The organism is Bacillus sp. FSL M8-0350, from assembly GCF_038593345.1.
GTDB lineage: Bacteria > Bacillota > Bacilli > Bacillales > Bacillaceae > Bacillus > Bacillus safensis.
This window is the reverse complement of record NZ_CP151985.1, coordinates 1,335,813-1,361,574: the sequence shown is the minus strand read 5'-3', so window position 1 is coordinate 1,361,574 and position 25,762 is coordinate 1,335,813. Positions and strand designations below refer to the sequence as shown.

Here is a 25,762-nt window from a genome sequence, read left to right as displayed (position 1 = left end):
GAGAAATGGAGCATTTGCTGAATCCAAGAGTAAAGGATATTGAAATTTCAGGCATTCGAACATTTTCAAATCTCGTATCGTCATATGAGGATGTCGTTTCATTGACGATAGGCCAGCCCGATTTTTATACGCCGCATCATGTCAAAACAGCTGCCAAAGCAGCCATTGACGAGAATTTCACCTCATACACTCACAATGCTGGTTTCCTAGAGCTAAGACAAGCGATCCAGCATTATATCAAGAAGAAAGTGAATCTTGATTATGATGCAGAGTCAGAAATCATTGTGACGACAGGTGCAAGTCAAGCAATTGATGCTGCGTTTCGAACCATTTTAACAGAAGGCGACGAGGTCATTTTACCTGGACCTGTATACCCCGGATATGAACCGATCATTCGAATGTGCGGTGCCATGCCCGTACATATTGACACAACGAATGCCGGCTTTAAATTGAATGCCAAGCTGATTGAGGATGCGCTAACGGAAAAGACAAAGTGTGTGGTTCTTCCTTACCCTTCAAACCCGACTGGGGTCACGCTTTCAGAAGAAGAATTGAAAGAAATTGCCCAGCTCCTTGAAGGAAAAGACATCTTTATTTTATCCGATGAAATCTACAGCGAGCTGACATTTGACCGGCCGCATCATTCAATTGCCTCTTTCTTAAAAGAACAGACCATTGTCATCAATGGACTGTCTAAATCTCATAGCATGACTGGATGGAGAATTGGATTTTTATTTGCTTCAGCTCCAATTGCTAAACATGTATTAAAAGTACATCAATATAACGTGTCTTGTGCCTCGGCTGTCTCACAAAAGGCGGCACTTGAAGCTGTGACAAATGGTGTGGATGATGCACTGATCATGAGAGAGCAATATAAGAAAAGACTCGATTATGTATATGATCGGCTCATTTCTATGGGGCTTCCGGTAATTAAACCTTCTGGCGCTTTTTATATTTTTCCATCCATTGAATCGTTTGGGATGAGTTCCTTTGATTTTTGCATGGAGCTGTTAGAAAGTACAAGACTTGCGGTCGTACCAGGCTCAGCCTTCTCTCCACTCGGCGAAGGGTACGTGCGCCTGTCTTATGCTTATTCACTTGAAACGCTGAAAGAAGGACTTGACCGGCTAGAACAATTTGTACTTGAAAAACGTTCCATTCATTCGCTAGATTGAAACAACGGCTCTCTTGCCGTTGTTTTTATTTTGCAGGAAACATGATGTGAAATACGGTGCCCTTTTCAGGCTGACTATCCACACGGATCGTCCCGTTATGATTTTCTAAAATATTAAATGTGACCATGAGGCCAAGTCCGGTTCCTTTTTCCTTTGTGGTTAAAAAGGGCTCTCCAATCCGCTTCATTACCGATTCAGGAATGCCAACCCCTTCATCACGAATGGTGACAAGTATTCCATCACCTTCTGCTTTGGCTGTGATGTCTACCTTTCCTCCGTCCGGCATGGATTCTACGGCATTTTTGATTAAATTGATAAACACTTGCTTGAGCTGATTTTGATCCCCGTTCATCAGGAGACCCTCCTCTATCTCACTTGTGTTCATTAAAATGCCATTTAAGTTCGCTTGTGTTTCTAACAAGGCTGTGACTTCGCTGATGATTTTTTTCAAATCCAGCGTCTGCATTGAGGACGTTTGCTGCGGTTTCGCCAGCATTAGCAGCTCACTCAAGATAATTTCTATTCGGCTCAGCTCAGAGAAAACAATCTCGAAGTATTGATCGCGATCTTTTGTTTTCGGTTTAATGAGCTGTAAAAAGCCTTTGATGGCGGTCAATGGGTTTCTGATTTCATGTGCAATGCCAGCCGCCAATTGGCCTGCAATCGATAATTTTTCAGAGCGGAGCATGAGCTCTTCTGTCTGCTTACGTTCGGAGATATCTCTTAAAATAATTTGAACCGCTGTTTCTCCAAAAAATGTAGTTGGGATACAGACCATTTCTGTATAAATCAGCTTATGTTTAAACGTATGACAGCTCATTGTGACAATCTCAGAATCTGATGCTCTTTCAATAATACGTGATAAACTCTTTTTGACCTTTTGCTGATCACAGGAATGAATTTGATGAAAGATATCCTTTCCTATTAATTTATCGTAATGCTCGGCTTCAAATAATTTAATGCCAGATTCATTCATAAACACCCATTTGTGATCATGGATGACCGCAATCGTATCAATGGAATTTTGAATGAGCAGCTGATACCTCTCCCGGCTTTTTTGAAGAACGGTTTGAAATTTTTTACGGGATGAGATGTCCACGAGCAGTAAAAGCTCTGCCCGCTGATTTTGATAAATCGTCGGTGATGACTTTACCTCAATATGAATACTGCTTCCATCTTGACGCTTCCATATCTGTTCAATCATTCCGACTGGAAGGCCTTGCTGCAGCCTTGTTATTCGGCTTCTGACAATGTCATGGTACTCTTCAGCAATAAAATCAAACGCGGACTTGCCGATCATGTCATCTCTTGCACTTACCCCCATTAATTGCAGCATCGCATCATTCGCATACACAATTTTCCCTAAAGTCGTAATACATAACGGATTTGGCAGCATGGCAATCAATTGTTCAGCTTCACCGACATTTTGGAAAGCCGGCAGACTGCCTAACGACTGTTCTGCTACGTTTGATGTTGTTTGAAATGCTGCTTTTTGGGGCTCAGTATCCAGCACCCTCATTTTCAGGATCATTTCTCTACTTACTTCGCTACCTAACCCATCACAAGCAACAAAATCAATGCTTGCTTCGATCCATACAGCTGTCAGATCACTTCTTAGCAGTCTAAAGTGGCAAACCTCTAGCATGTGCTGATTGTAAAAATAACTTTCGACGAGAAATTGATCTTCGGTATGAACAAAGTCTTTCAAAAAACACCCTAGTAAATCCTTTTGTTCATAGAGCAAAAGCTGCTTACAGTTGGAAGAAATGTAGAGAAAGCGGCCATTAGAAGAAAGAACGGCATGTAAATCGATGTTCGAATACAATTGATTCGAATCTTTCATTTGTTGTTCCATCGTCGTCCGACCCTCCTTTTCATTTTTTAGGGTTGTCCTTAGATTGATGTATAAAAAAGATTCGCTAGAAAACCCGTATTTTCCTTCTGTCATCGAGGGAAACGTCCATATTTTCAGCAAAAAGGGAGCACTTTCTGCTGCTGTGCTCCCTGCGGTTTATTGTTTTTCATATTTCTTTTGTAATTCAACGTACTTATCCACAATTTTACTCGGGATGTTTTTAATAACAGGATCCTTATCTGAGACATAAGGTGTCACGACACTAAACGCCACCTTTGGATTAGAAGAAGGATAATATCCTCCAAAGGTTAAGTTGTACGTTGAATTTCCCCACCAGCTGCGGTTGGCACCATAGTAGAACGTTTGCGCTGTACCTGTTTTTCCTGCGACATCATGCTGACCAAACCGGCCAGCGGCAGTTCCGCCTGTTGATGTGACCATTTTCAGTCCCGTTTTTACGCGGTCAATATCTGCTTTCGAGTTGTTAATCGTATTCAGCACTTTCGGCTCATATTTTTTTACGACTGGGCCTACTTCATCCTTCTTCGTTGGAAGATGAACACTTTTCACTACTCTTGGCTGAATACGGCTGCCTCCATTGGCGATCGTCGACATGTATTGTGCCACTTGAAGCGGTGTATACGTGTCGTACTGACCAATTGCTTCATCAAGCAAGAGTCCGCCGACCGTCTTAGGATGCGTCTGCATCCCGCTTGATTCCTGCGGCAGATCGATCCCCGTTTTCACGCCAAGACCGAATTGCGCATAGTAGTTTCTCATTTTTTGTAAGTGCTCAGGCCTTGCCGGTAACGGACCATCCTTTTGATAGGTGATGCCCGCCATTCTCATCGCTACTTGGAACATGTAGACGTTGGAACTTTTTTGGAGTGCTTGAATGTCGTTAACCCATCCAAGAACTTTGTAAGACTGTTTCGGCTTTCCATTACTTCCTGCAAAATAGAGCGGTGTATCCATATAGGCTTGGTTGTGTGACATCCCGTCCTGATAACCGCCAAGTACTGTGGCTCCTTTGACAACAGAGCCCATTTCGTACTGGGTCGTAAATGTTCCGATCGCATAATCTGTGACGTCTCTGCCGTCCATTTTCTTGCCTGACATCGCGAGAACATCCCCTGTGTGAGGGTCCATCATGACGACAAAGGCACGATCCATCATATAGTTTCTCGCGCTGGCGGATCTAAGCTCTGATTCAACGATTTTGTCGACTTCCTTTTGCAGCTCCATATCAAATGTCAGCGCAAGATCAAGTCCTCTTCGTCCTTCTGTCCGCTTGATTTCATCGAGCAGCTTCCCGCCAACCTGTGTATATTGAACGGTCGCTTTCTCTGGGTTTAGAAAATCCTCGTATTGATATTCTAAATAGCTCTTCCCTACCCGGTCATTTCGCGAGTAGCCTCTTGCCATATAGTAATCTTCACGCTCTTTAATGATTCCTTGCTCTGGTGTCGTCACACCGCCAAGTACATTATAAAGGGTCTTTTCATACGGATATTTTCTTGTCCAGTCGTTGATGACGTTCACACCAGGCAGTTCATCAAGATGCTCTGAGACAAGTGAAATTTCTTCATATGTCAGGCTTACGGATGAAGTTTGTTTTGATTCTTTCGTTTCATCGAGTAAAGCCACTTTTTCGTCCCCTTTTTTCTCTTCGTTTGGGTTCATTGCCTTCACGATTTGGGGCTCAAAGGCATAACCGCCTGTAAATCTACGGTAGATCGCTGCAACAGCTTTTTCCTCTGCATCCTTTTCGATCGCTTTGACTTCTTTCTTTGGGACACGCTCTACTTGAAGCGGATAGACATCCTTTGCATCGATATCTTTTTTCTCCGCTTTTGAAATGAGTTTATCCGCTTCTTTCGGATGGCTCGCCAGCCAAAAATCTCGAATGTCACGCTCTCTCAAAAAATCAGTATCCATTTTTATATAAGTCGCAAGTTTTCTTGCTACCTTAATCTTATCCTCCGCTTTCACACCGCTTTCTGATGTATAAACGATGGCAGGTACACTTTCGTTATCAACGACGACTCTTCCTCTCGCGTCATACATTTTTCCTCTTGGAGACGGGTATGATGCTGTTTTGACCTCTGTTCGGTTGGCTTGCTTTTTATAATCTTCACCATTGACGATTTGCAGCACACCCAGCTTGATCACAAGTCCAGCAAATAAACTAAATACAGCGAAGAAAAAGAGATTAATTCTCCAGGCGTTCCGGCGCTTGATTTTTTTTTGCTCGGCAGCACCTTGATGCTGTTTCTCTCCCACTTATGTAGCTCCTCTCATCCTTTTCAATCTTTTACAATTACCACTCATTATTGTAACACTTTTGTAATAGTTGTTACAGCGAAACGAGTGAAAAAAAGCTGTCAATCCCTAATCTGCAAAAAAATATACTAACACTTTAAAATATTGGTATGTTTATGTCGTTTTCTTTAAATGGAAGAATTCCCTATCCTTTGATATGAAGCGCCTCTTACGATGACTTTAACAAAAATGACAAACTTGCATTGTCAATGGAGGATGCTGGTACGTTTATAACAAAAAGTCCATGGTATGATTTTTTGTGAGAAAACAAAACAAAGATTTTAGGAGGAGTTACAATATGAAGAAGAAATCATTCTTTTTTTCAGCGCTGACAGCTGCTGCACTCATCACATTCACTGGAGGACATTCAGCTGATGCGAAGGAGCTTAACCTGAAACAAGTAATAAATGTACAGCATCAAGCTATTGATCTTCATACACTAGCAGCAAAATTACATATCTCTTCAGATGTAAACAAGCTAAGCAAGTCGAATCAAAAAGAGATCGAAGCTCTATTAAACAAACTGATCAAAAGCGGTCAACCTGTTACAGGAACAAAAGTAGTGAAAGAAGTAAACAAAGCAAAACAAGAACAAAAACAAGAATCAGTGAAAAAACCAACTGCTTCTAAACCAAGCACTCCAGCAAAAGAAAACACAAGCAGCAACACAAAAGCTGACCAAAAAGACACAACCGCATCAAAAGCAGACAGCAGCTTAAATGCATTTGAAAAAGAAGTGGTTGAGCTTACAAATAAAGAGCGTGCAAAACAAGGCTTAAAGGCCCTTTCTGTTGATTCTAAATTAAGCAAATCTGCTCGCGCAAAATCTCAAGATATGAAAGATAAAAACTATTTCTCTCATACAAGCCCAACTTATGGATCTCCATTTGATCAAATGAAGCAATTCGGTATCACTTATAAATCAGCAGGTGAAAACATTGCCCAAGGTCAAAAATCTCCTCAAGAAGTTGTGACAGCATGGATGAACAGTGAAGGCCACAGAGCGAACATTTTAAACAAAAGCTACACACATATCGGTGTTGGTTATGTGAAATCTGGCAACTACTGGACGCAGCAATTCATCGGAAAATAATATCAAGAAAACCTGTCCCTATTTGGGACAGGTTTTTAGTTTGTTTTGAGAGTGCTGCAAACTATTTAACCCATAATTTATAGATGCTCTGGGTCCCGCTGTTTTCTTCGCCCTGTTCGCTCAGCTTTTCATAAAGGGACTTCGCAAGTGAGAGCCCTGGCATTTCTTCCCCCATCAGCTCTGCTTCTTCAAGTGCAATGCCCATATCTTTGATAAAATGCTTCACATAAAACCCTGGCTCGAAATCGCCTTTCAGCATTCTTGGTGCAAGGTTTGACAAAGACCAGCTGCCGGCTGCACCTGTTGTGATGCTTTTGAGCACCTGCTCTGGATCAAGCCCTGATTTTTCGGCATAAGCCATTGCCTCTGCGACACCGACCATTCCCGCTGCAATGGCAATTTGGTTACACATTTTTGTATGCTGACCGCTTCCTGCCGGTCCTTGATATTGAATGTTTTCACCCATTTGCTCAAATAGCGGCAGACAAGCTTCATAGGCTGACCTTTCTCCGCCGATCATAATGGCCAGCGTGCCATTTTTGGCTCCTATGTCTCCGCCTGATACAGGTGCATCTAATGTAAATATACCTCTTTCCTTCGCTTTCAACTCAATTTCTTTTGCAAGCTGAGGCTTCGATGTCGTCATATCAATGAGATATGTACCTGGCGCGGCATGTGCCACAAGCCCATCTTCTCCTAAATAGATCTCTTCTACATCAGATGGATATCCCACCATTGTAATGACGGCATCTGCACTTTCTGCAATCTCCTTTACTGCCGGCTTCCATGATGCGCCTTTTTGAATCAATGCGTCTGCTTTTGCTTTCGTTCTTGTATAAACGATCACTTCATAGCCTGCATCCATTAAATGTCCTGCCATACTGCGACCCATTACACCGATTCCTATAAAACCAACTGTTTTGATTTGTGCCATCACTTGTTCCTCCTTAAAGAGACTTTGTCAATCCACCATCAATGATCAGTGTTTGACCTGTCATATATGTATTGGCTTCTGATAAAAGAAACACTGCATATGCTGCAAATTCCTCTGGCTGGCCGTAACGGCCAAGCGGGATCGCTTGTTCAGCCTGTGCTTTGATTTCTTCAACCGTTCGATTCTCTCTTTGTGCGCGGTGCTTTTCCAGCTGTTTCACACGGTCTGTTTCAATTTTTCCCGGTGCTAACGTATTGATCAAAATACCATCCTTTGCAAACTCCAGAGCGGCTGTTTTTGTCCAGCCGGCTATGGCCGGTCTAAATGTATTCGACAGCATCAAGCCCGGGATCGGTTCTTTCACTGACATTGACGCAATATTTAACACACGTGCGCCGCGTTTTTTCAAATAAGGCAATGCCTCTTTTAATAATCGAATATAGCTGAGTAAATGAAGCTGAAATGATTCGATCCAATCTTCATCTGTTAAGGTGTCGAGCGTTCCTGTTTTAGGCCCGCCTGTATTGTTCACAAGAATGTCGAGACACTTCTCATCACCAGCCGCCGCTTGAACAAGCGCCTTGATTTGCCCGGCGTCAGATACATCACATACTTGATAAGTCAGCTGTCCTTTGACAAGCGGAGACAGCTCCTTGACTGTTTCTTTCAGCTTCTGTTCATGTCTTCCCGAGAGCATCACATCTGCTCCCTCTTTTGCTAGAGCAAAGGCAATCGATTTTCCGATACCTTGACTGCTTGCAGCTACCAATGCTTTTTTTCCAGTTAGATTGACATCCATGTCAACACCTCCTCTCGTTTATTTTATCATACAAAAAGAACCTTGCTCACATCGCAAGGTTCCTTTCCGCTCATTACACCTTAAATCGGTCAACCGCCTGACGCAGTGCCTGGCTTGATTCGTTCAGCATTTCAGTTGAAGTTTTCGTTCTTTCTAACGCTTGAACTTGTTCATCTGTAGACGCATGCACTTCCTCAGCTGAGGCAGCAGATTCTTCTGAAATGGCAGCAATGCTTTGAATCGAGTCACTCATCTTCTGCTGTTCTTCTGTCATTTCATTGATCTGTGTATGAATGCTGTCGATTGAACCGACAAGTGCCTGCATTTCCATTGTGATGCTGCTGAGTGCCTCACCTGTTGCATTGATGGCGGCACCTTGTTCCTCATTCATTTTACTTGCTGTTGTCATCGCTTCAGCCGCCTTCTTCGATTCATCTTGAATGAGTTTGACGGTTTCACTAATGTGTTTTGTTGACTGCGCAGATTGTTCAGCAAGCTTTCTCACTTCTTCTGCAACTACAGCAAATCCTCGTCCGCTTTCTCCTGCTCTCGCTGCTTCAATGCTTGCATTCAGTGCAAGTAAATTCGTTTGATCCGAGATTTCAGAAATAGCAGTCACGACGTTTTCAATATTTTTCGTTTTATGCTCAAGGTCTAGCAGCATTTGCTCTACCTTTTTCGATTCTTCGTTCGCTTGTGTTGATTTTTGGACGAGCACACCAAGTGCGTCAAGTCCTTTATAGCTGGCATCTTCAGATGATTTTGAGTTGGTTTGCATTTGCGTGGCAAGCTCACCCATATGGCGTACTTTCTCATACAAATGCTCTGATTTTTCATTAATCGTTTCTGCATCTGATGCCTGCTTAGTCGCTCCTGTTGCCACCTCTTGAATGGCCGTTGCAATCTGTTCGCTAGACAGCAAAGTCTCATTTGAAATGTGGGTCACTTCATCCGCTGATTTCACAACTTGATCTGAAGCCCCTTTCACTTTTTCAATTAACTCCCTGATATCCTCGGTCATTTGATTAATGCTTTTCGTGAGGGAACCAATTTCATCTTGGGATTTCACTGCAAGCGTACTTGTTAAATCGCCTTCTGACACCTTACGCACATGCTCTATTAGACGCTTGATTGGCGTTGTAATGCTTCTTGCCAATAAGAAGCTGAGGATCATCGCAAGAATAATGGCAATGACGGAAATAATGATGCTTGTCTGATTCATTTGTTCTGTGATCCAAAGCAGTTTCTTTTTCTCAAAGCTGACACCAATCGTCCAATCAGCTTCTTTGATTTTAGATATGACCGTCAGTTCTTTTCTGTCATCAATACCTGAATTGTCGATCGCTTTTTTCACAGAAGCTACTTTTGATATGTTTTTTCCTTGCTCTGTTGGATGTGCTAAAATGGTTCCTTTGCCGTCAACTAAGAAAGCGGTACCCATATAAGGAATCTTTTGTTCCTTTATATAAGATTGAATGGAGGATAATTTCAAATCAAGTCCAGCGACCCCAACGACCTTTCCGTTTCTGACAATCGCCTTTGTGGCTGAGACGACCATTTCATTTGTTGCTTTATCGATATATGGATCAGTCCAAATGACTTCGTCAGGCTTTTCAGCTGATTGGATAAACCAATCTCGTTTAGATGGGTCATACCCTTCACCAAAATCGGACTCTGGGAAGGCGAACATTTTGCCGTCACTTGTTCCAATATAGGCAAGTGAAATAAGTTCATCCTGCTCCTGCAAGCCTTTTAGTTCATCGTTTTCGAAGACTAATGTTTGTTTTGTTTGTTTTTGCGCAAAATCTTCAGTAAGTGTACTAGTTGCCAGTTTATTAATTGTATCACTGTAATTATCAAGCTTTTGTGCAATGATGTCTCTCATGCTCTCTGCCGTTGCTGCTGTGGTGGTTTTTGCATCTCGTTCAATAAGTGGTGTTAATACTATGTTAGAACCCACTTGAACGGCCACGACGGTTAAAATTAAAATAACTGAGATGAAAACAGCTATTCTCACTTGAAGTTTCTTAAACATCTCATCACCCCTACATCTACTTTCACACCTTAATTTATATATCGGCAAAATGATACCGCATTCAATAGTTGTAAGAAAATTTAAATAGAAAAAACAAGCCATATAGGCTTGTTTTAAGTAAAATATTCAATTTTTGCAGAAGGAAAGTACTGATCTATATATGACTCTAAAGTCTCTCTCAGTTCTTGTTCCTCATCTTTTTGATAGATATATTTTCCTATACCGTATCTTCCCCACTTGTATCTTCTTTTTTCTTCGTCCAACTCTAATTTTGATTTTGGGTAATTTTTTTGAATCACACGCTTTGCTGGTTTTGTAAAGCGATGCTGAATCATCTCAAAGGTGATATCGTCTCTCACATCTTCAGGAAGAGCTGCATCAAGCTTTTCAAAAAGAATTTTATATCCTTCCTGCCAGCCTTCATGGATGTAGATTGGAGCAACAATAAAGCCTAGAGGATAGCCTGCCTTTGCGACCTTAACAGCCGCTTCAATCCGCTGATCTAGCGGTGATGTGCCAGGCTCGAAATATTTAATGACATAATCGGCATTGATACTAAAACGGAATCTTGTCCGGCCGTTATGCTTTGCATCTAACAGATGATCGACATGATGGAATTTCGTGACGAAGCGAAGTTTTCCTAGGTCCGTCTTCCCGAAGTATTCAATCGCTCGTTTGAGTGTATGTGTCAAATGGTCAATTCCTACGATGTCTGAAGTACATGATGCTTCAAATCTCGTGATATCCGGCGCCCGCTCGTTCATGTATTGCTCTGCCTGATCTAATATTTCTTCTACATTGACGTACGTTCGAATGTACGGCTTACTTCCCATTGTTGTTTGCAAATAGCAATAATGACAATGTCCCATACACCCTGTTGCAAATGGGATTGCATACTCTGCAGATGGTTTAGACGAGTCAAACTTCAATGTCTTCCTCACACCAATAACAAGCGTTGACTTCGCATTACGATACTTTTGCAAGTCATTTTTTCCCGGAATATTTCTGACCTGGTTGTGTGAAGTCGTTTCTCTTATTTCGATTCCCATACCCTCAAACTTTTCCTTCAGCTCTCGTCCTAACGGGTACTCTAACGCCCGGGGTTCAATGTAAACAAGCTGGGGAACGAAAGGTTTGATCATATTAAGCACATCCTTACCTTTAAGGTTTTCATACCGTTACTTTAACCGCACAGGATGGCTTTTATCCTTTCTAAAATCTCCCTTATTCAAACAAGTCTTGATAAAGAGCTTCTGCTTCTTCATATGTTGGAAACACAGCATCATCAGGTGCTAGTGGATGATACGTTTCAAGTAAAAAGAGGGCAAGCTCTTCTTCGTTGTATGGATGTGAAACAATTTCTGCTTCTTTAATTTGTGCTACGTTTGCAGCATGTGGATTTCGATAAATTACATATACTTGATCACCCGGTTTGTAGTCTGAGAAAGGCAATCTGGTCACCTCCATTTTTTAATTATAGGGTGCCCTTCTCACTGCCCAATATGACTCAATATGATAAAATTCGACAAAAAAACCAGACAGTTTCATCTGTCTGGTTTTCATTCACTTAGTTCTGTTGAAACGTCTTCTTGACGAAATCAACCACTTCTTCTGTTGTGCTAAGTGATAAAATATGCTCTTTAAATGATGCAGCTTCTTCTTTAGAAAGCTTGCTTAGCTGCGTTCTAGCTGGAAGAATGGATGTTGCACTCATTGAGAATTCATCTAATCCTAATCCAAGTAGTAGCGGTATTGCGATTTCATCTCCTGCCATCTCACCGCACATGCCGACCCATTTACCCTCTTTATGCGCTGCTTCGATCACAAGCGTAATAAGACGTAAAATCGCTGGGTTGTAAGGCTGGTAAAGGTAAGACACTCGTTCGTTCATTCGATCAGCAGCCATTGTGTATTGAATCAAATCATTCGTTCCAATACTGAAGAAATCTACTTCTTTTGCAAATTGGTCTGCGATGACAGCTGTTGATGGAATTTCTACCATCATTCCGATTTCAATCGAATCAGAAACGTCTGTACCAGCGGCAACCAATGCTTCTTTTTCTTCAAGTAAAATGGCTTTTGCTTCTCTAAATTCTGATAACGTCGCGATCATAGGGAACATGATTTTCAAGTTTCCATATGTACTTGCACGAAGTAAGGCGCGTAGTTGTGTTCTGAAAATCTCCTGCTCTTCCAGGCAAAGGCGAATGGCTCTATAGCCAAGGAACGGGTTCATTTCTTTTGGAAGCTGCAAGTAAGGAAGTTCTTTATCGCCACCAATATCTAGTGTGCGGACAACCACTGCTTTCCCTTCCATCTTCTCTAAAACTGTTTTATAGGCATCAAACTGCTCTTCTTCTGTAGGAAGCTGGTCTCTGCCCATGTATAAAAATTCAGTACGGTACAATCCGACTGCTTCGCCGCCATTTTCAAGTACACCTTTTACATCTTCAGGTGTTCCGATATTTGCAGCTAGCTCTACGTGAACGCCGTCTTTTGTAACCGTTGGCTGGTCAACAAGTTTCGCCCATTCCGCTTTTTGAGCTAAGTAGTCTTCATGCTTTTTTTGATACGCTTTCACTTCATCTTCAGAAGGCTGAATGATGACGTCTCCAGTAATACCATCCACAATGATCAGATCATCGTTTTTCACCGTTTTTGTTGCTTCTTTTGTCCCAACAACTGCTGGAATCTCCATAGATCTTGCCATGATCGCTGAGTGAGAAGTACGACCGCCGATATCTGTTGCAAAGCCTTTGACAAATTGTCTGTTCAGCTGAGCAGTATCAGAAGGTGTTAAATCTTCAGCAATGATGATGACTTCTTCAGAAATCATGCTTGGGTTTGGAATGTCAACGCCTAGCAAATGTCCAGTCACACGTTTCGTTACGTCGCGAATATCCGCCGCACGTTCCTTCATGTATTCATTGTCCATTGCTTCGAACATTGTGACAAACATCGTCGCTGTTTCTTTTAAAGCAAATTCAGCATTTACTTTATCAGATTTGATTTTATCCTTTACTGGGCTTAGCAGTTCAGGATCACTTAACACAAGAAGGTGGGCAGAAAAGATATCTGCTTTGTCTTGGCCAAGCTCTTTTAGCGCATGCTCTTTAATTGCTTCAAGTTCTTGTTTAGAAACATGAATTGCTTCTTCAAAACGCTTCACTTCTGTCTCTGGATCATTGATGTCTTTTTGGTGAACTGTTAAATCTGGTTCTTCCAGACGATACGCTTTTGCAATCGCAACGCCTGCTGAAGCACCGATTCCTTTCAGTTGTTGCATTACTCGCCTAGGCCTTCACTTTTCATTGTGTCTTTAAGCGCAGCAAGTGCATCATTTTCATCAGAACCAGAAGCAGAGATTGTGATTGTAGCACCTTTCGCAATTCCTAGAGACATTACACCCATAATAGATTTCAGGTTCACTGTTTTACCATTATATTCTAAGTTGATATCAGCATCATATTTACTAGCAGTTTGTACAAGAACTGTTGCAGGACGTGCGTGAATTCCAGAATCTGCAGTTACTTTGAATGTTTGTTGAGCCATTTTTATCAATCTCCTTTTTATACAATTAATACATCCACAATATTATATCATACTGCCGAGCTTGTCATCTAACAAGAACGGCAGTTATGAAAATTATTTTGAAATTTTCATGATGTTTTCTTGTCCAGCTTTGATTTCACCGGATGCTTGAAGGTCAATAAATTGTCCTTCACTTAAGTTGGTAAATACAATTGGAGTCATCAAAGATGGTACTTCAGACTTAATTTTATCAATATCAACCTCTAAAAGTTTTTGACCGATTTCTACTTGATCTCCCTCTTGTACAAATGCTTCAAACCCTTCTCCTTTGAGGCCGACCGTATCAATTCCGAAGTGGATCAAAATTTCAAGTCCACCATCAGATTGCAGGCCAATGGCGTGTTTCGTCGGGAACACATTTAAGATCTTCCCTCTTACCGGTGAAACAACCGTTCCATCTGTTGGCAAGATGGCGAAACCGTCACCCATCATTTTTCCTGAGAATACTTGATCTGGTACATCTGTAATTGGATGAAGCTCCCCTGTAATTGGTGAAGCAAAAATTTCTTCCCCTTGCTCATTTTGAAGCGGCTTTGCAATGACTTCTTCGACCTGCTGGCTGACTTCTTCTTTTGCGGAAGGGTCTTTCGCTGGACGAGGCGTGCAGCCTGCAATGATGTCCTGCATTTGTGTTTTTAAATTATCAGAGCGCGGTCCAAAGATTGCCTGGATGTTGTTCCCTACTTCGAGAACACCTGAAGCGCCAAGCTTTTTCAAGCGGTCCTTGTCCACTTTCTTCTGATCATTGACAGTAACACGTAAACGCGTGATACAAGCATCAAGGTGCTTAATGTTTTCTTGATCACCCATTGCTTCAAGGATTTCATAAGGCAAGTCATTACCTTTTTCAGACTTCGCCTCACTTGCTCCGTCTGCTGCTTCATCCTCGCGGCCTGGCGTTTTCAGATTAAATTTGCGAATGGCGAATCTAAATCCGAAGTAGTAAATGACAGCAAGGACAAGACCTACTGGAATGACGAGCCACCAAGCGGTTCTATTTGGCAGGATACCAAATAGGAAAAAGTCGATTAACCCTCCTGAGAAGGTCATCCCGATTTTCACGTTTAGAATATCCATTATCATAAAGGATAATCCAGCGAATACACAGTGAATCGCAAATAATACTGGTGCAACAAACAAGAATGAGAATTCAAGCGGTTCAGTGATCCCTGTTAGGAAAGAAGTAAGGGCCGCTGATCCCATTATTCCTGCTACTAGCTTTTTATTCTTTGGTTTTGCTTCATGGTAAATCGCAAGTGCTGCTGCTGGAAGACCGAACATCATGAACGGATATTTCCCTGTCATGAATGTACCAGCTGTCAGCTGTACACCATCTTTGATTTGCGCCATGAAAATACGCTGGTCACCACGGACAAGCTCTCCTGATAAGCTCTTGTAGCTAAAGAACTCATACCAGAATGGTGAGTAGAAAATGTGGTGCAGACCAAACGGAATTAATGATCGTTCAATGACACCGAATACAAAGGCAGCCAGCGGCTCATTCGCTGCGAGCAGTCCTGTTGAAAATGAGTTCAGTGCACCTTGGATTGGCGGCCAAATGACTAGCATCAATAGCCCTAAAATAAGTGCTGAAATAGAAGTAACGATTGGAACAAAACGCTTACCAGCAAAGAAGCCAAGATATTGCGGGAGCTCAATTTTGTAAAATTTATTATACATATAAGCTGCTAATACCCCGACGATAATCCCGCCAAAAACGCCGGTAGACAAGGTCGGTATACCGAGCATATTAATATATGCTGGATGGCTTTCCTTGAAGAACTGGGCTAGTTTGAGTGAATCGGATGGAATGGATCCGTTGGCCATTAATACGGCACTCATCGTTACGTTCATGACAAGATAACCGATGATAGCGGCAATTCCTGCCACTCCGTCTCCATTGGCAAGACCGATGGCAACCCCTACAGCAAATAATAGCGGAAGATTCGAGAAGACGATGTTCCCCGCATTCTCCATGACACTTGCAACAAGCTGAATTGTATCGTTGCTTAAAAATTGAGCTACATCAATCAGCTGCGGATTTTGCATCGCATTCCCAAGTGCTAGTAAAATACCGGCAGCAGGAAGGATCGCAACTGGAAGCATGAGTGCTCGTCCAATTTTTTGCAACACACCAAAAAGTGATTTAAACACTGGTTGAACCTCCTTTTGTTTTCGCTTACAACATACATTTGGGATGCTCCCTGACGTACATTTCATAATTAACCGTTTACATTTCACTTTCAAACGCAAAAAAAGGCATGGTGATATAAGGTTGCGCAAATAACAGGATCTTATCCTGTATTTACCTTAAGTCACTCATGCCTGATCGAATCAGTTACACGTTTCAAGGAAACTATGAAATTTTATTTGTCAATCTGTACAGATGAAGTGTCAGGTAGACGGCCTCAGCATCCTGTACAGGCTTTTTCAATGCATGCTGCAAAATTTTGATCATTTTCCAAGCAGTATTGTAGCATAAAGGATATTCATTTTTCAATAGATGAAGCAATTTTTCTGGCTCCTCTAATGATTCTCCCCGTTTAATACGCTCAATTGAAAACGTAATATGGCGTAATAAGCGTAAATAATGAATACTTTCTCTGTCTACTTTCATATGAAATGAATCTTCAATGACTTGGACCATTTGTGTAATGAGCTGCGAATGACGGTTCACTTCAGATAATGGCCGATTCGTCAAAGCTGAATGGATATGAAGCGCTATAAAGCCAATTTCTCCTTCTGGCAGCTTCGTTTCGACATCTGGCCGCTCGTTAATCAGTTCAACGACTTCCTTTGCAACCTCGTATTCTTTCGGGTAAAGCGATTGCGTCTCAAGCATAAAAGGGTTCGTGATATCATAGCCTTGCTGCACCCGCTTAAAACTAAACGCAATATGGTCAGTCAGTGCAACATGTATATGCTCATTCAATCGTTGTCCCATTTTTTCTCGTATATGATAAATGACGTCATTGGCAAGCTCGATCATGTTCTCATCAATATGATGAAGCAGTTGTTTATATTCTGTTTGTTCCTTCGTGTTTTTTAACACAAACATTTTTTCAAACACGTCTTGATCGAGAAGATCCCCCGATTTTTTACCGAAGCCGATCCCTTTCCCAATCAGAACCACTTCGCCCAAAGAAGGGTGTCTTGCGATGATGACATTATTATTTAACGCTTTATCAACGGTGAAGGATTCCATGAACATCCCCACCTCCTTCTTATTCAATCCCTCTTATCGTACAAAACAGATGAAACGTGCGTCAACGATTGTTTTTCAAAACGGTTGTTGTTCGCTCAATCAGGCGAAATGGCAGCATTCTTTTTTCTGATTTCTCTCCCTTTAATGCCCGGTCAAACAAGTCAAACGCTTCCTGTCCCATTTGTTTGAGGGGAATATGAATGCTGGAAATCCCCAAAGCCTCACTCAATTGGTTATTTTGAAAGCTGAGTATGGCTGGTGATTCTCCTACTTTTATGTCATGACGCTGCGCCTCTAATAAAAAGCCGGCAGAGACTTCGTCATTTGTAATAAATAAAGCTGTAGGACGATTTTTCATTTCCTGCCATTCTGCAAATAATTGCTTCCCATCAAGCAGGGATAACTTCCCTTCGATGATCCACTTCTCATCAATGGTCTGCCCGAGCGATTGCATCATGTCTTGATAAGCCTGAAGTCGCGACTCGCTATTCGCTCCTTCTGTTCTGGCGAGAACAATCGCAATTCGTTGATGGCCGCATGCCGCCAAATGATGCAGGCCTTCCTTAAATGCTTGATCATGCGCAATCGACACGGTTGAGCATTGATCGTGCGGTGCAGGATGACAAAATATAATCGGCCCTGATTCCTGCCACTTTAAAATGTGACCATCACTTAACGCATTTGAACAAAATATTAAACCATCCACACGGCGCTCTTTTAAACTCATTAACGCTTCTTTTTCTTTTAATGGGTCATATCCTGTTTGAAATAAAGCAAAATGCATGCCGCGCGCCTGTGCTTTTTCTGCAATACCTGTGACGAGTGCGCTGAAATAAGAGTGTTCAATATTTGGAAGGACGATGCCAAGCATATTCGAATAGCCCTTCGCTAAATGGACCGCCTGGATGTTTCTTGTATACTTGAGCTCTTTCATCGCTTGTAGAACACGTTCCCTTTTTTCTTCTTTAACATAAGGATGCTCATTCAACACACGTGATACGGTTGTCACAGATACGCCCGCTCTTTTCGCAATCTCCCTTATGTTTGCCATTTTTTCTCCTACTTTCTCTTGATATGGTAAGCGTTTCATACTTTAAGATGTATGTGAGCTGAACAAATCACTGGATGGAAAGGGGAATTCAAGATGGGTTTCATCATATGGATTATATTATGTATGACTGTTTTGTTTTCTGCTCGTTTTGCATTACATCCTTTAGGAAAAGAACATAAAATCAAACCGTTTCAATCAATTGATGATTTTTTTGTTGATAAGGATCGAGAAGAGTGATAAAAAATCACGATGACACTTCCAATACCCGGACGTTCATCGTGATTTTTTTCATTACTTGATGATCGTCAGCTCTTTCGGATAATTGGTTAAGGTGACTGGACCATCTGCCGTAATGAGAACATCATCTTCAATTCTTACGCCGCCGACTCCTGGGACATAAATTCCTGGTTCAATCGTATACACCATACCTTCTTGCAGAAGATCGTCATTTGCCTGACTCATAGAAGGAAACTCATGAACAGAAACCCCTAACCCATGTCCGAGGCGATGAGGGAAATATTCACCATATCCCGCTTCTGTGATCAGCCCGCGGGCTTTTAAATCAAGATCACCGATTCTCACGCCGGGCTTACTCATTTCAAGTGCTGCCATTTCTGCATTTAAGACGGTTTGATAGATGTCCTTTTGCTTTTCAGAAGCTTCCTGATAGATAAATGTTCTTGTGATATCTGAGCAATATCCATCGACAATGACGCCAAGGTCAAATAACACAAAATCGCCTTTTTTTAAGGCTGCCTGTCCCGGATTTCCATGAGGCTCGCCTGATTTTTCACCAAAGAGAACCATGGTTGAAAAGGACATGCCTTGAATGCCTTTTTTCTTTAGTTCATATTCTATGACAGCGAGCACTTCTGTTTCTGTGATTCCTTCTTTTAAGGCGTTAACCCCAATTTTTACACCTTCATCTGCCAATTGAGCCGCTTTTTTCAGTGTAGCAATTTCAGATTCATCTTTAATCAGTCTGAGCTGATCGAGCGCATCTTCAGCCCGGACGAACGTTTCTGCCCCGGTGACAGCTTGGAGCTGTTCTGCTCTTTGAAGCGGAATCGATTCTTTTTCAATCGCAAGACGCGCCGCTTGAATACCTCGTTTTTCTATCGCTGATTGAATGAAATCAAATGGATTCTCATGATCTTCATATCCAATGATATCGCCGGACCATCCTGCATTTTTTGCCTGCTCGACTTCCATTTTAGGCAAAATAAAAAATGGTTCTGCCTCTTGGAACACAAACAGCCCCATCACTCTTTCATGCGGCTCTGTGAAGTATCCAGATAGATAAAACACATTTTCCTTTGTATGTATAAATGCACCTTGAATGTCTTCTTTCTTAAGCCAAGAAGACAAGCTCTTCATTCGGTTCATCATGATCCTCCTCACACGTTTTACTACTGGTCTATTGTATCAGTTTTTGCTGTATTTCGCACAAAAGCGCACTGGCATGAATCCAGTGCGCCCTGATGATTGATTTAAGATGCACGAAGCAGACGCAGACCATTTAAAATGACCAAAATCGTACTTCCTTCATGCCCGATGACACCAAAAGGCAAATCAAGCACTTGTAAGAAATTCGCACAAATTAACAGACAGATCACCGTTAATGAGAAAATAATGTTTTGCTTAATGATTCGATTCATTTTTCTTGAAAGACGGATCATCTTTGTTAGGTTACTTAAATTGTTCTTCATTAAAATGAGATCCGCTGTTTCTAAGGCAACATCTGTGCCTCCGCCCATCGCAACCCCAACATCTGCTGTGGCGAGCGCTGGTGCATCATTGATTCCGTCTCCTACCATGATGATTGAATTACCTTGTTTCTTTAATTGATTGACCTCATGTACCTTTTCATCTGGAAGACATTCAGCCACTACGGTTTGGATACCGGCTTCCTGCGCAATCGCTTCAGCCGTTTTTTGCTGATCTCCTGTCAGCATGACGGTTTGGATGCCTAAATCATTTAGTTCTTGAATCATTTTTTTGGCTTCAGGTCTGATTTGATCCTTAAGGCCAAGACAGCCAACAACTTCTTCACCCTTTTGAACGTAGACCACTGTGTATCCTTGAGCTGAAAGGTCATCACCTGTCTCTTCAATCTCGCGGTCGATTGACGCCTTACCCGCAAAGTCTTTCTTCCCAATCCGCCACGTTTCTCCATTTAATTGTGCTTTTACACCAAATCCAGAGGCTTCTTCAATGGTGACATGGACTGATCTTTCTGTTTGGTGTTCTTTTGCCATATCAGAAATTGCTTTCGCTAATGGGTGGTTTGATTGACTCTCAATTTGATAGAGTGCCTGATAAAAAGCAGATTCATCCTGCCCTTTAGCCATGACGACTTGTTCTACGGCTGGCTTCCCGCTTGTAATTGTCCCCGTTTTATCAAAAGCAATCATGCTGCTTGTGCCTAGTTTTTCTAAAAAGACACTTCCTTTAACAAGCATTCCATTTCTCGCGCCATTTGAGATCAGTGACAGTGCTGCTGGCATGATGGATGCAACTAGAGCACAAGGTGAAGCAACGACCATAAACACCATTGCCCGGTAGAAAGTTTCACTCATACTCCAGCCGAGGACAAAATGAGGCAGAACCATTAATACCGCAACGGTAATCAGCACACCTTTTACATAGGCACCCTCAAATTTTTCGATAAATGCCTGGCTTGGCGAAACACTTTCTTGAGCGGATTCAACAAGTTTAATAATTTTATGGAATAGCGTTTCTTCATTATGTTTCGTGACTTCCACTGTTAAGGAACCATTTAAATTCACTGTTCCTGCAAATACGTCTTCCCCCTGCCCTTTTTCCTGTGGAATAGATTCGCCTGTAAGGGCAGATTCATCCACACTTGTTCTCCCGCTTAAAATGACACCATCTGCTGCAATGCGTTCCCCAGCTTTGACCATAATCTGGTCACCTGGTGTTAATGATGAAGCGGCGATTTGAATGGTCGTACCATCTTTTTCAATTAAAGTTGCTTCATCTGGTGCAATGCTCATTAATGCTGTTAAATCTTTCTTGCTTTTATTTGACGTATACGTTTCAAGCGCACCACTCAGTGAGAAAATAAAAATTAAGATAGCGCCTTCTGCCCAATAGCCGATTAGAGCTGATCCTATCGCTGCGAAAATCATTAAAAGTTCCACATTCAAGGTCTTCGACGAAATCGTTTCTTCAATTCCTTCCTTCGCCTTTGCAAAACCTCCAATAACAAATGCTAGGATGAAAAGAGGAATGCTCCACATACTCTGATCCTTTAGAATCCATCCAGTTAAAATAAGAATCCCCGATATACCTGCTGCAATTAATTCTCCGTGCTGTGCCCATTTATGTAAGGACCATTTCGATTCCTTTTGATTTGTCGTTTGGTAAAGTGCTGTATTCTCATTCATGATTGTTTTCTCCTCTCTAATTGATAATCGTTTTCATATTATCAATCGTTGCCCGTTTCTTTTTCATCTATATTTTCTGCTATTTCAAGCTTTTTATTGGTCTGTCACTCATTATAACAGGTTCTGATTAATTTTCAATTAATAATTATTATAATTTCTTTTTGATAATAATTATCATTACTGATATAGACCGTTCCGTCTTCTTCTGAGCACAGTGTATTCAGATGAAAAGCAAACGAACACAAAAAAGAACCAACAGAATTGGTTCTTTCACAGAAAGGATTTGTTCTACGAATTTGTCCACTCTTTGATTTGTTTTTTCGTCAGTGGACCTACATGATTTTTTACCACTTCTCCTTTTTCGTTAATCAAAAAGGTCGTTGGAATGGTGATGATTTGATATTTCTTCATCATTTCTCCATGTTCATCTAGTATGATCGGGAATGTAAACCTTCTGTCTTTCACAAATTGGGCAACAGCATGTTTACTTTGTTCAGCACCTAGTAAATTCACGGTCAATATGTCAACATCACTCTGATTTTCTTTCACAATCTGTTCAAATTCGGGCAGCTCCATTTTGCAGGACGGGCACCATGTTGTCCAAAAATGCAAAATGGTCTTTTTCCCTTTTTCGGGAACCATCTTTATGCCACCATTTAATGTCGGCGCCTCTATCCTTGGCGCCATCACAGGCTCTTTTGCTTCTGCTGCTGTGCTCGTTAGAAATAGAAGCAGGGTCATCATCAGAAGACTGGCGGGTAGATGTTTACGATTCATCATGATCTTCCTTCCCAGTTTTCTTCTAGCTTGCCCTCTCGATGGCGATGACATTCAAGCTTTTTTCAATGTAAGAAACATTGAAACGCCGAGCTCCTTACAAATCGTCGCATAATGCAGGGCAGTCAACAGCAGCATGCCTGTGTTCATCCCTAAAATGACCCCCATCATATTCAAGCTTTCAATTGAACCGAGGAAATACACCATAGAAAAAGAGACGACATGCACCCATATATTATGTAGGAACACATCTTTGATGAGCCCCATTCCGATTAAACATGCTTGAAACGGCATCACAAACAGGTGGCATAAAAAGTATGGCCATAGCAGCTGTAAATAGACAGCAGCTTGCGGTGAATCAAAAAAGAGCTGTGTGAGCGGGTAAGCAAAATAATACATGACCATCACTGCCGGCACCCCGTATCCAAACGTTATAAGAATCGCCTGTCTGACACGTTTTTTCACAAGATCATACTGACCTAAAGCATAGGCTTCAGAGACACTCGGAATCATCACAATCATGATGGAATGAGCGATAAACGCTGGGAAAAAACCGATCGACATTGCGACACCAGCCAGCATGCCGTAATGATCAACAGCAAGTGTTCCAGAAATGCCTGCTGCCACGAGCGCTCCTTTGATTAAAAATGGTTCAACCGCATTGGCGATCGCATGAAAGATGCGCATGCCCGTTGTCGGAATGGAAACGGCTAATAGGCGCTTTCGCACATCACTTCCTCTTAATTCAACAGACCTGACATTCACAGCATTTTTTGCCATGACGTATTGGGAGTATAAATAAATAAAGACAACAAGATCACTCGCAACAATGACACCAATGGCGATGAGTACTGCTGTTTCAATATCAAACGAATACCAATGAAAAAACAAAAACAAGCAGATAAGCTGGATCGTTTTCTTCAGCATATTGGCTAAAGCAATTCTGCCCATTTGCTGCTTTCCCATAAAATAGCCGCGGGCAATGGAGGTAAACGCAATAATCGGGATAAGTGACAGCACTAGGCCCTTCATAAGCGGATGATACGACTGAAACACTGGAATGAAAGGCAGTACAATAGCTGCTATAGCTGTTGTTGTACTTGTCACCACAAGTGTCATTTTAAAGGCATGACGGAGCATGCTTTTGTGGAGACGCTCATGTGATTCTGCAATGAATTTAGAAATGGAGACTGGCAGCTCTAAACTGGCGATCACAAGGACAAGCATGATGATTGGAAGGATACTCATATATAAACCCATTCCATGTTCTCCAAGCTCTCTCGCTAAAATCATATTGACTAAAAACTCTATACACTCCGCAATAAAAGCTGCGACAGATAGCAGAATGACCCCTTTTACAAATCGATTCATGTAGCCTCCCCTTGTCTAAAGCAAATTCTTTTCACATTCTATGAGACAAGTCCAAAAAATATTTTAATAATTGAAGACAAAAAAAGAGCAATCTCATTGATCGCTCTTTTTCTTTATACGGCAAACACGTGACGTCCGATGCGTTCTACAATTTTGCGGGAACGAATCCAATGATCTGTTGCCGTTTTTGGATTATAAAAATAGATAGCCTTTGTTGTTCTGTCATGCTCTTTTACTACCTGCTTCACCGCTTTAATGGAATCTTGATCTGCCTTATCATGAATGCTTCCATTTGATACTGGCTGGAAGGCATTTCGCTGATAAATCACACCTTTAACGCTGTCAGGAAAAGAACGATGCTCCACCCTGTTTAAAACAACGCTTGCCACCGCTTTTTTCCCTTCGTAAGATTCACCTTTCGCTTCAGCATGTACCAATCGAGAAAGCAAATCCATTTCTTCATTAGAATACTGTTTGCCGCTTGCCTTATTCGTCGTTTCAGATTTTACTTTTTTCTTTTGCTTCGGTTTTGAAGACTTTTCTTCTGTTGACGTACTTAGCAATTTCACTTTTGGCTGACGCTTTTCTTCAGAAAATGCCGGGATGACTTGATCGTGGTCTTGATCTATATATGAAAGCTGATGTTTAACAGGTGCTTGTGAAAGTTCGTGACTTAATGTGCCTTGCTGCTCTTGTATATTGTCCATCTTCATTGCTGCAACGAGCATAAGGATGACAAAAAGAGCTGTATGAATTTTAATCATTCGCCTTTTTCCTCCTTTAATCAAAAGTAGGCTGTAAGATACTTGTCCACTCTAACAAGAGCTCATTCTATTTTCACGCACAAAGATTTACATGCCTGTCCAAATTCCGTCATTAAATGGCATGTCCTAGTTGAGCGCACATAAAATGGAATTGTTAGCGCTTAAAAAGGTCCCTTTTTCACCTATCATCATCCTTATGCTCCTGATTATGGGTTATTACATTTTCTTTTCATATGTATCAGAGTGGTTTGAAGTGTGACAAAAGAACGAAAATAAAAAAGCTTTCTCTCATCAATGAGAAAAAGCTTTAGCTTCTTGCTTCTGTAAGATATTCAAAAATAACATCTCCACCATGTTTGGCGATCCCGCGAAAATGTTTAAAATCATCTTGATTCACCAAAACAGAACGAAACGTTAAAAAGTCATCTTTTTGGATGGTCACCTGTTTTTCCGTCCCATTCCGTAAAGATTCGAGGATGGTGAGGATTTGTTCTTCAGTCAAAAAAACCGCTCCTTTTCAGCCATGATCAATTATTAAATATACCATTCGTTAGAAGAGCATACAACGAAAACAAAACAAAAACGTCTTTATCCTTTACATTGGTATGAAAATATTGCAAAATACTTTTTAATAGGGAATGAAATCTGTTTTTAAAGGAGAGGGATCGGTTGAAGATTGCAAAAATTGGAAATGTGATCGAATTTAGAAATGGTTTAACAGGTGTAGTTGAAAAAGTGAATGAAAACTCTGTCATTGTGGATGTCACCATTATGGACAACTATAGAGATTTAGAACTGGATTCACTAACAGTCGTTAATCATAAAAACTATAAAATCATCAAAGACTCCGTACATTAATTTGCAATCCTCAATTCAGACGATCGGTACATACGTATATATAAAGCAAATTTGGCTCGTTTGACAACTTTGCTCTATTTGAACAATCACATATGAAAAAGACTGATACCACTTAAAGAGGGGTCAGTCTTTTTGCGTATGAAAAGTTTGCATTTCCGCCTTCGTCTTGTACATCTCGACTTCCTCGGGTGTGATCACTCCTTTATCAATCAAGAGGGCAATCACTCCAAGCAATGTGGAGGCACTCCATTTATACCGTTCTTTGTTTTGATGTTCGAGTATTTGAAGCTCTTCCCTTAGATCCATTAGCAGCTGCTCTGTCCGCTCTTCTTTGTTTGCCAACTCAAACGCCTCCGTTTATCATTCATTCCCTCTATTTTATCTTACATCAAATGAGATAAGCAAAAAAACATGATCCCCCTTTACAAACGTACGTTCTGTCATGTATAATATGTTTACGAGCTGGTAGCCCCCAGCCGTCCTAGCAAGTTCTATTCCCATTCGTATGAGAAGAGTGACATG

The 25,762-nt window shown here is 41.4% G+C and carries 23 protein-coding genes; 4 read left to right on the top strand and 19 right to left on the bottom strand.

Annotated features, from left to right (window positions below; genetic code table 11):
• Positions 1-5: 5 nt before the first annotated feature.
• The gene (locus NSS80_RS06920; RefSeq protein ID WP_024426854.1) at positions 6-1,175 is read left to right on the top strand and encodes an aminotransferase A; all 1,170 of its coding nucleotides are present in this window, start codon (positions 6-8) and stop codon (positions 1,173-1,175) included.
• A 25-nt stretch (positions 1,176-1,200) separates the two neighbouring features.
• Here the strand turns inward: NSS80_RS06920 and NSS80_RS06915 are convergent, their stop codons facing one another.
• Both NSS80_RS06915 and NSS80_RS06910 read right to left on the bottom strand, forming a co-directional pair.
• Positions 1,201-3,030 (bottom strand): PAS domain-containing sensor histidine kinase, encoded by a 1,830-nt coding sequence (locus tag NSS80_RS06915; RefSeq protein WP_041116474.1) that lies wholly within the window; start codon positions 3,028-3,030, stop codon positions 1,201-1,203.
• A gap of 156 nt (positions 3,031-3,186) precedes the next feature.
• On the bottom strand, positions 3,187-5,313 hold the full coding sequence (locus NSS80_RS06910; protein ID WP_041116472.1) for a penicillin-binding protein 2: 2,127 nt from the start codon (positions 5,311-5,313) through the stop codon (positions 3,187-3,189).
• 337 nt (positions 5,314-5,650) lie between these two features.
• On the opposite strand from NSS80_RS06910, the gene NSS80_RS06905 reads away from it, so the two are divergent.
• Positions 5,651-6,445, top strand: coding sequence for a CAP domain-containing protein (locus NSS80_RS06905; protein WP_041116470.1), 795 nt, complete (start codon positions 5,651-5,653; stop codon positions 6,443-6,445).
• A 61-nt stretch (positions 6,446-6,506) separates the two neighbouring features.
• On the opposite strand, the gene NSS80_RS06900 is transcribed toward NSS80_RS06905, so the two are convergent.
• The 10 genes from NSS80_RS06900 to NSS80_RS06855 form a co-directional block, all read right to left on the bottom strand.
• On the bottom strand, positions 6,507-7,379 hold the full coding sequence (locus NSS80_RS06900; RefSeq protein ID WP_024426850.1) for an NAD(P)-dependent oxidoreductase: 873 nt from the start codon (positions 7,377-7,379) through the stop codon (positions 6,507-6,509).
• A 13-nt stretch (positions 7,380-7,392) separates the two neighbouring features.
• Positions 7,393-8,178: an SDR family oxidoreductase gene (locus NSS80_RS06895; protein WP_224426309.1), complete on the bottom strand. Its 786-nt coding sequence runs from the start codon at positions 8,176-8,178 to the stop codon at positions 7,393-7,395.
• Between the two features lie 73 nt (positions 8,179-8,251).
• The gene (locus NSS80_RS06890) at positions 8,252-10,213 is read right to left on the bottom strand and encodes a methyl-accepting chemotaxis protein (RefSeq protein WP_342498449.1); all 1,962 of its coding nucleotides are present in this window, start codon (positions 10,211-10,213) and stop codon (positions 8,252-8,254) included.
• A 113-nt stretch (positions 10,214-10,326) separates the two neighbouring features.
• Positions 10,327-11,355, bottom strand: a complete 1,029-nt coding sequence (gene splB / locus NSS80_RS06885; protein ID WP_342498448.1) for a spore photoproduct lyase — start codon at positions 11,353-11,355, stop codon at positions 10,327-10,329.
• An 82-nt stretch (positions 11,356-11,437) separates the two neighbouring features.
• Entirely contained in the window at positions 11,438-11,680 is a 243-nt protein-coding gene (locus NSS80_RS06880; protein WP_044331928.1) for a transcriptional regulator SplA domain-containing protein, read from the bottom strand.
• Positions 11,681-11,780: 100 nt separating this feature from the next.
• Positions 11,781-13,499: a phosphoenolpyruvate--protein phosphotransferase gene (gene ptsP, locus NSS80_RS06875; protein ID WP_041106058.1), complete on the bottom strand. Its 1,719-nt coding sequence runs from the start codon at positions 13,497-13,499 to the stop codon at positions 11,781-11,783.
• Positions 13,499-13,765 carry a phosphocarrier protein HPr gene (locus tag NSS80_RS06870; protein ID WP_003211078.1) on the bottom strand — a complete coding sequence of 89 codons (267 nt, stop codon included), beginning with the start codon at positions 13,763-13,765 and terminating at the stop codon, positions 13,499-13,501. The genes ptsP and NSS80_RS06870 overlap by 1 nt, the downstream gene beginning before the upstream one ends.
• 93 nt (positions 13,766-13,858) lie before the next feature.
• Positions 13,859-15,958 carry a glucose-specific PTS transporter subunit IIBC gene (gene ptsG / locus NSS80_RS06865; RefSeq protein ID WP_342498447.1) on the bottom strand — a complete coding sequence of 700 codons (2,100 nt, stop codon included), beginning with the start codon at positions 15,956-15,958 and terminating at the stop codon, positions 13,859-13,861.
• A 202-nt stretch (positions 15,959-16,160) separates the two neighbouring features.
• Positions 16,161-17,015: a transcription antiterminator gene (locus NSS80_RS06860; protein WP_024424695.1), complete on the bottom strand. Its 855-nt coding sequence runs from the start codon at positions 17,013-17,015 to the stop codon at positions 16,161-16,163.
• Positions 17,016-17,070: 55 nt separating this feature from the next.
• Complete coding sequence (locus NSS80_RS06855) at positions 17,071-18,060, bottom strand: LacI family DNA-binding transcriptional regulator (RefSeq protein WP_034623345.1); 990 nt, start codon at positions 18,058-18,060, stop codon at positions 17,071-17,073.
• A gap of 93 nt (positions 18,061-18,153) precedes the next feature.
• On the opposite strand from NSS80_RS06855, the gene NSS80_RS06850 reads away from it, so the two are divergent.
• Positions 18,154-18,297: a hypothetical protein gene (locus tag NSS80_RS06850; RefSeq protein ID WP_162842493.1), complete on the top strand. Its 144-nt coding sequence runs from the start codon at positions 18,154-18,156 to the stop codon at positions 18,295-18,297.
• Positions 18,298-18,351: 54 nt separating this feature from the next.
• Here NSS80_RS06850 and NSS80_RS06845 read toward each other — a convergent pair whose 3' ends face one another.
• The 6 genes from NSS80_RS06845 to NSS80_RS06820 all read right to left on the bottom strand — a co-directional run bounded on the left by NSS80_RS06845 (position 18,352) and on the right by NSS80_RS06820 (position 24,884).
• Positions 18,352-19,446: a Xaa-Pro peptidase family protein gene (locus NSS80_RS06845; RefSeq protein ID WP_268414088.1), complete on the bottom strand. Its 1,095-nt coding sequence runs from the start codon at positions 19,444-19,446 to the stop codon at positions 18,352-18,354.
• Between the two features lie 104 nt (positions 19,447-19,550).
• Positions 19,551-21,470 carry a heavy metal translocating P-type ATPase gene (locus tag NSS80_RS06840; protein WP_034281557.1) on the bottom strand — a complete coding sequence of 640 codons (1,920 nt, stop codon included), beginning with the start codon at positions 21,468-21,470 and terminating at the stop codon, positions 19,551-19,553.
• Positions 21,471-21,758: 288 nt separating this feature from the next.
• The gene (gene stoA / locus NSS80_RS06835; protein ID WP_317222568.1) at positions 21,759-22,247 is read right to left on the bottom strand and encodes an endospore biogenesis thiol-disulfide oxidoreductase StoA; all 489 of its coding nucleotides are present in this window, start codon (positions 22,245-22,247) and stop codon (positions 21,759-21,761) included.
• A 54-nt stretch (positions 22,248-22,301) separates the two neighbouring features.
• Positions 22,302-23,618 (bottom strand): polysaccharide biosynthesis protein, encoded by a 1,317-nt coding sequence (locus NSS80_RS06830; protein ID WP_024424690.1) that lies wholly within the window; start codon positions 23,616-23,618, stop codon positions 22,302-22,304.
• Between the two features lie 113 nt (positions 23,619-23,731).
• Positions 23,732-24,382, bottom strand: coding sequence for a cell wall hydrolase (locus tag NSS80_RS06825; protein ID WP_024424689.1), 651 nt, complete (start codon positions 24,380-24,382; stop codon positions 23,732-23,734).
• A 307-nt stretch (positions 24,383-24,689) separates the two neighbouring features.
• On the bottom strand, positions 24,690-24,884 hold the full coding sequence (locus tag NSS80_RS06820; RefSeq protein ID WP_024424688.1) for a hypothetical protein: 195 nt from the start codon (positions 24,882-24,884) through the stop codon (positions 24,690-24,692).
• Between the two features lie 167 nt (positions 24,885-25,051).
• Between NSS80_RS06820 and NSS80_RS06815 the strand changes: the two genes are divergently transcribed.
• Positions 25,052-25,240 (top strand): DUF2187 family protein, encoded by a 189-nt coding sequence (locus NSS80_RS06815; protein WP_003211747.1) that lies wholly within the window; start codon positions 25,052-25,054, stop codon positions 25,238-25,240.
• Between the two features lie 123 nt (positions 25,241-25,363).
• Here NSS80_RS06815 and NSS80_RS06810 read toward each other — a convergent pair whose 3' ends face one another.
• The gene (locus tag NSS80_RS06810) at positions 25,364-25,582 is read right to left on the bottom strand and encodes a hypothetical protein (protein ID WP_034281551.1); all 219 of its coding nucleotides are present in this window, start codon (positions 25,580-25,582) and stop codon (positions 25,364-25,366) included.
• Between the last annotated feature and the right edge of the window lie 180 nt (positions 25,583-25,762).

Excerpts from the sequence above, each read along its gene's own strand:
- NSS80_RS06920 (WP_024426854.1), top strand. The coding sequence starts at position 6 with ATGGAGCATTTGCTGAATCCAAGAGTAAAGGATATTGAAATTTCAGGC.
- NSS80_RS06830 (WP_024424690.1), bottom strand. The coding sequence starts at position 23,618 with ATGAATCGATTTGTAAAAGGGGTCATTCTGCTATCTGTCGCAGCTTTT.
- stoA (WP_317222568.1), bottom strand. The coding sequence starts at position 22,247 with ATGAATCGTAAACATCTACCCGCCAGTCTTCTGATGATGACCCTGCTT.
- NSS80_RS06855 (WP_034623345.1), bottom strand. The coding sequence starts at position 18,060 with ATGGCAAACATAAGGGAGATTGCGAAAAGAGCGGGCGTATCTGTGACA.
- NSS80_RS06870 (WP_003211078.1), bottom strand. The coding sequence starts at position 13,765 with ATGGCTCAACAAACATTCAAAGTAACTGCAGATTCTGGAATTCACGCA.
- NSS80_RS06840 (WP_034281557.1), bottom strand. The coding sequence starts at position 21,470 with ATGAATGAGAATACAGCACTTTACCAAACGACAAATCAAAAGGAATCG.
- NSS80_RS06890 (WP_342498449.1), bottom strand. The coding sequence starts at position 10,213 with ATGTTTAAGAAACTTCAAGTGAGAATAGCTGTTTTCATCTCAGTTATT.
- NSS80_RS06905 (WP_041116470.1), top strand. The coding sequence starts at position 5,651 with ATGAAGAAGAAATCATTCTTTTTTTCAGCGCTGACAGCTGCTGCACTC.
- splB (WP_342498448.1), bottom strand. The coding sequence starts at position 11,355 with ATGATCAAACCTTTCGTTCCCCAGCTTGTTTACATTGAACCCCGGGCG.
- NSS80_RS06895 (WP_224426309.1), bottom strand. The coding sequence starts at position 8,178 with ATGGATGTCAATCTAACTGGAAAAAAAGCATTGGTAGCTGCAAGCAGT.
- NSS80_RS06825 (WP_024424689.1), bottom strand. The coding sequence starts at position 24,382 with ATGATTAAAATTCATACAGCTCTTTTTGTCATCCTTATGCTCGTTGCA.
- NSS80_RS06900 (WP_024426850.1), bottom strand. The coding sequence starts at position 7,379 with ATGGCACAAATCAAAACAGTTGGTTTTATAGGAATCGGTGTAATGGGT.
- NSS80_RS06915 (WP_041116474.1), bottom strand. The coding sequence starts at position 3,030 with ATGGAACAACAAATGAAAGATTCGAATCAATTGTATTCGAACATCGAT.
- NSS80_RS06880 (WP_044331928.1), bottom strand. The coding sequence starts at position 11,680 with ATGGAGGTGACCAGATTGCCTTTCTCAGACTACAAACCGGGTGATCAA.
- ptsP (WP_041106058.1), bottom strand. The coding sequence starts at position 13,499 with ATGCAACAACTGAAAGGAATCGGTGCTTCAGCAGGCGTTGCGATTGCA.
- NSS80_RS06860 (WP_024424695.1), bottom strand. The coding sequence starts at position 17,015 with ATGTTCATGGAATCCTTCACCGTTGATAAAGCGTTAAATAATAATGTC.
- NSS80_RS06850 (WP_162842493.1), top strand. The coding sequence starts at position 18,154 with ATGGGTTTCATCATATGGATTATATTATGTATGACTGTTTTGTTTTCT.
- NSS80_RS06845 (WP_268414088.1), bottom strand. The coding sequence starts at position 19,446 with ATGAACCGAATGAAGAGCTTGTCTTCTTGGCTTAAGAAAGAAGACATT.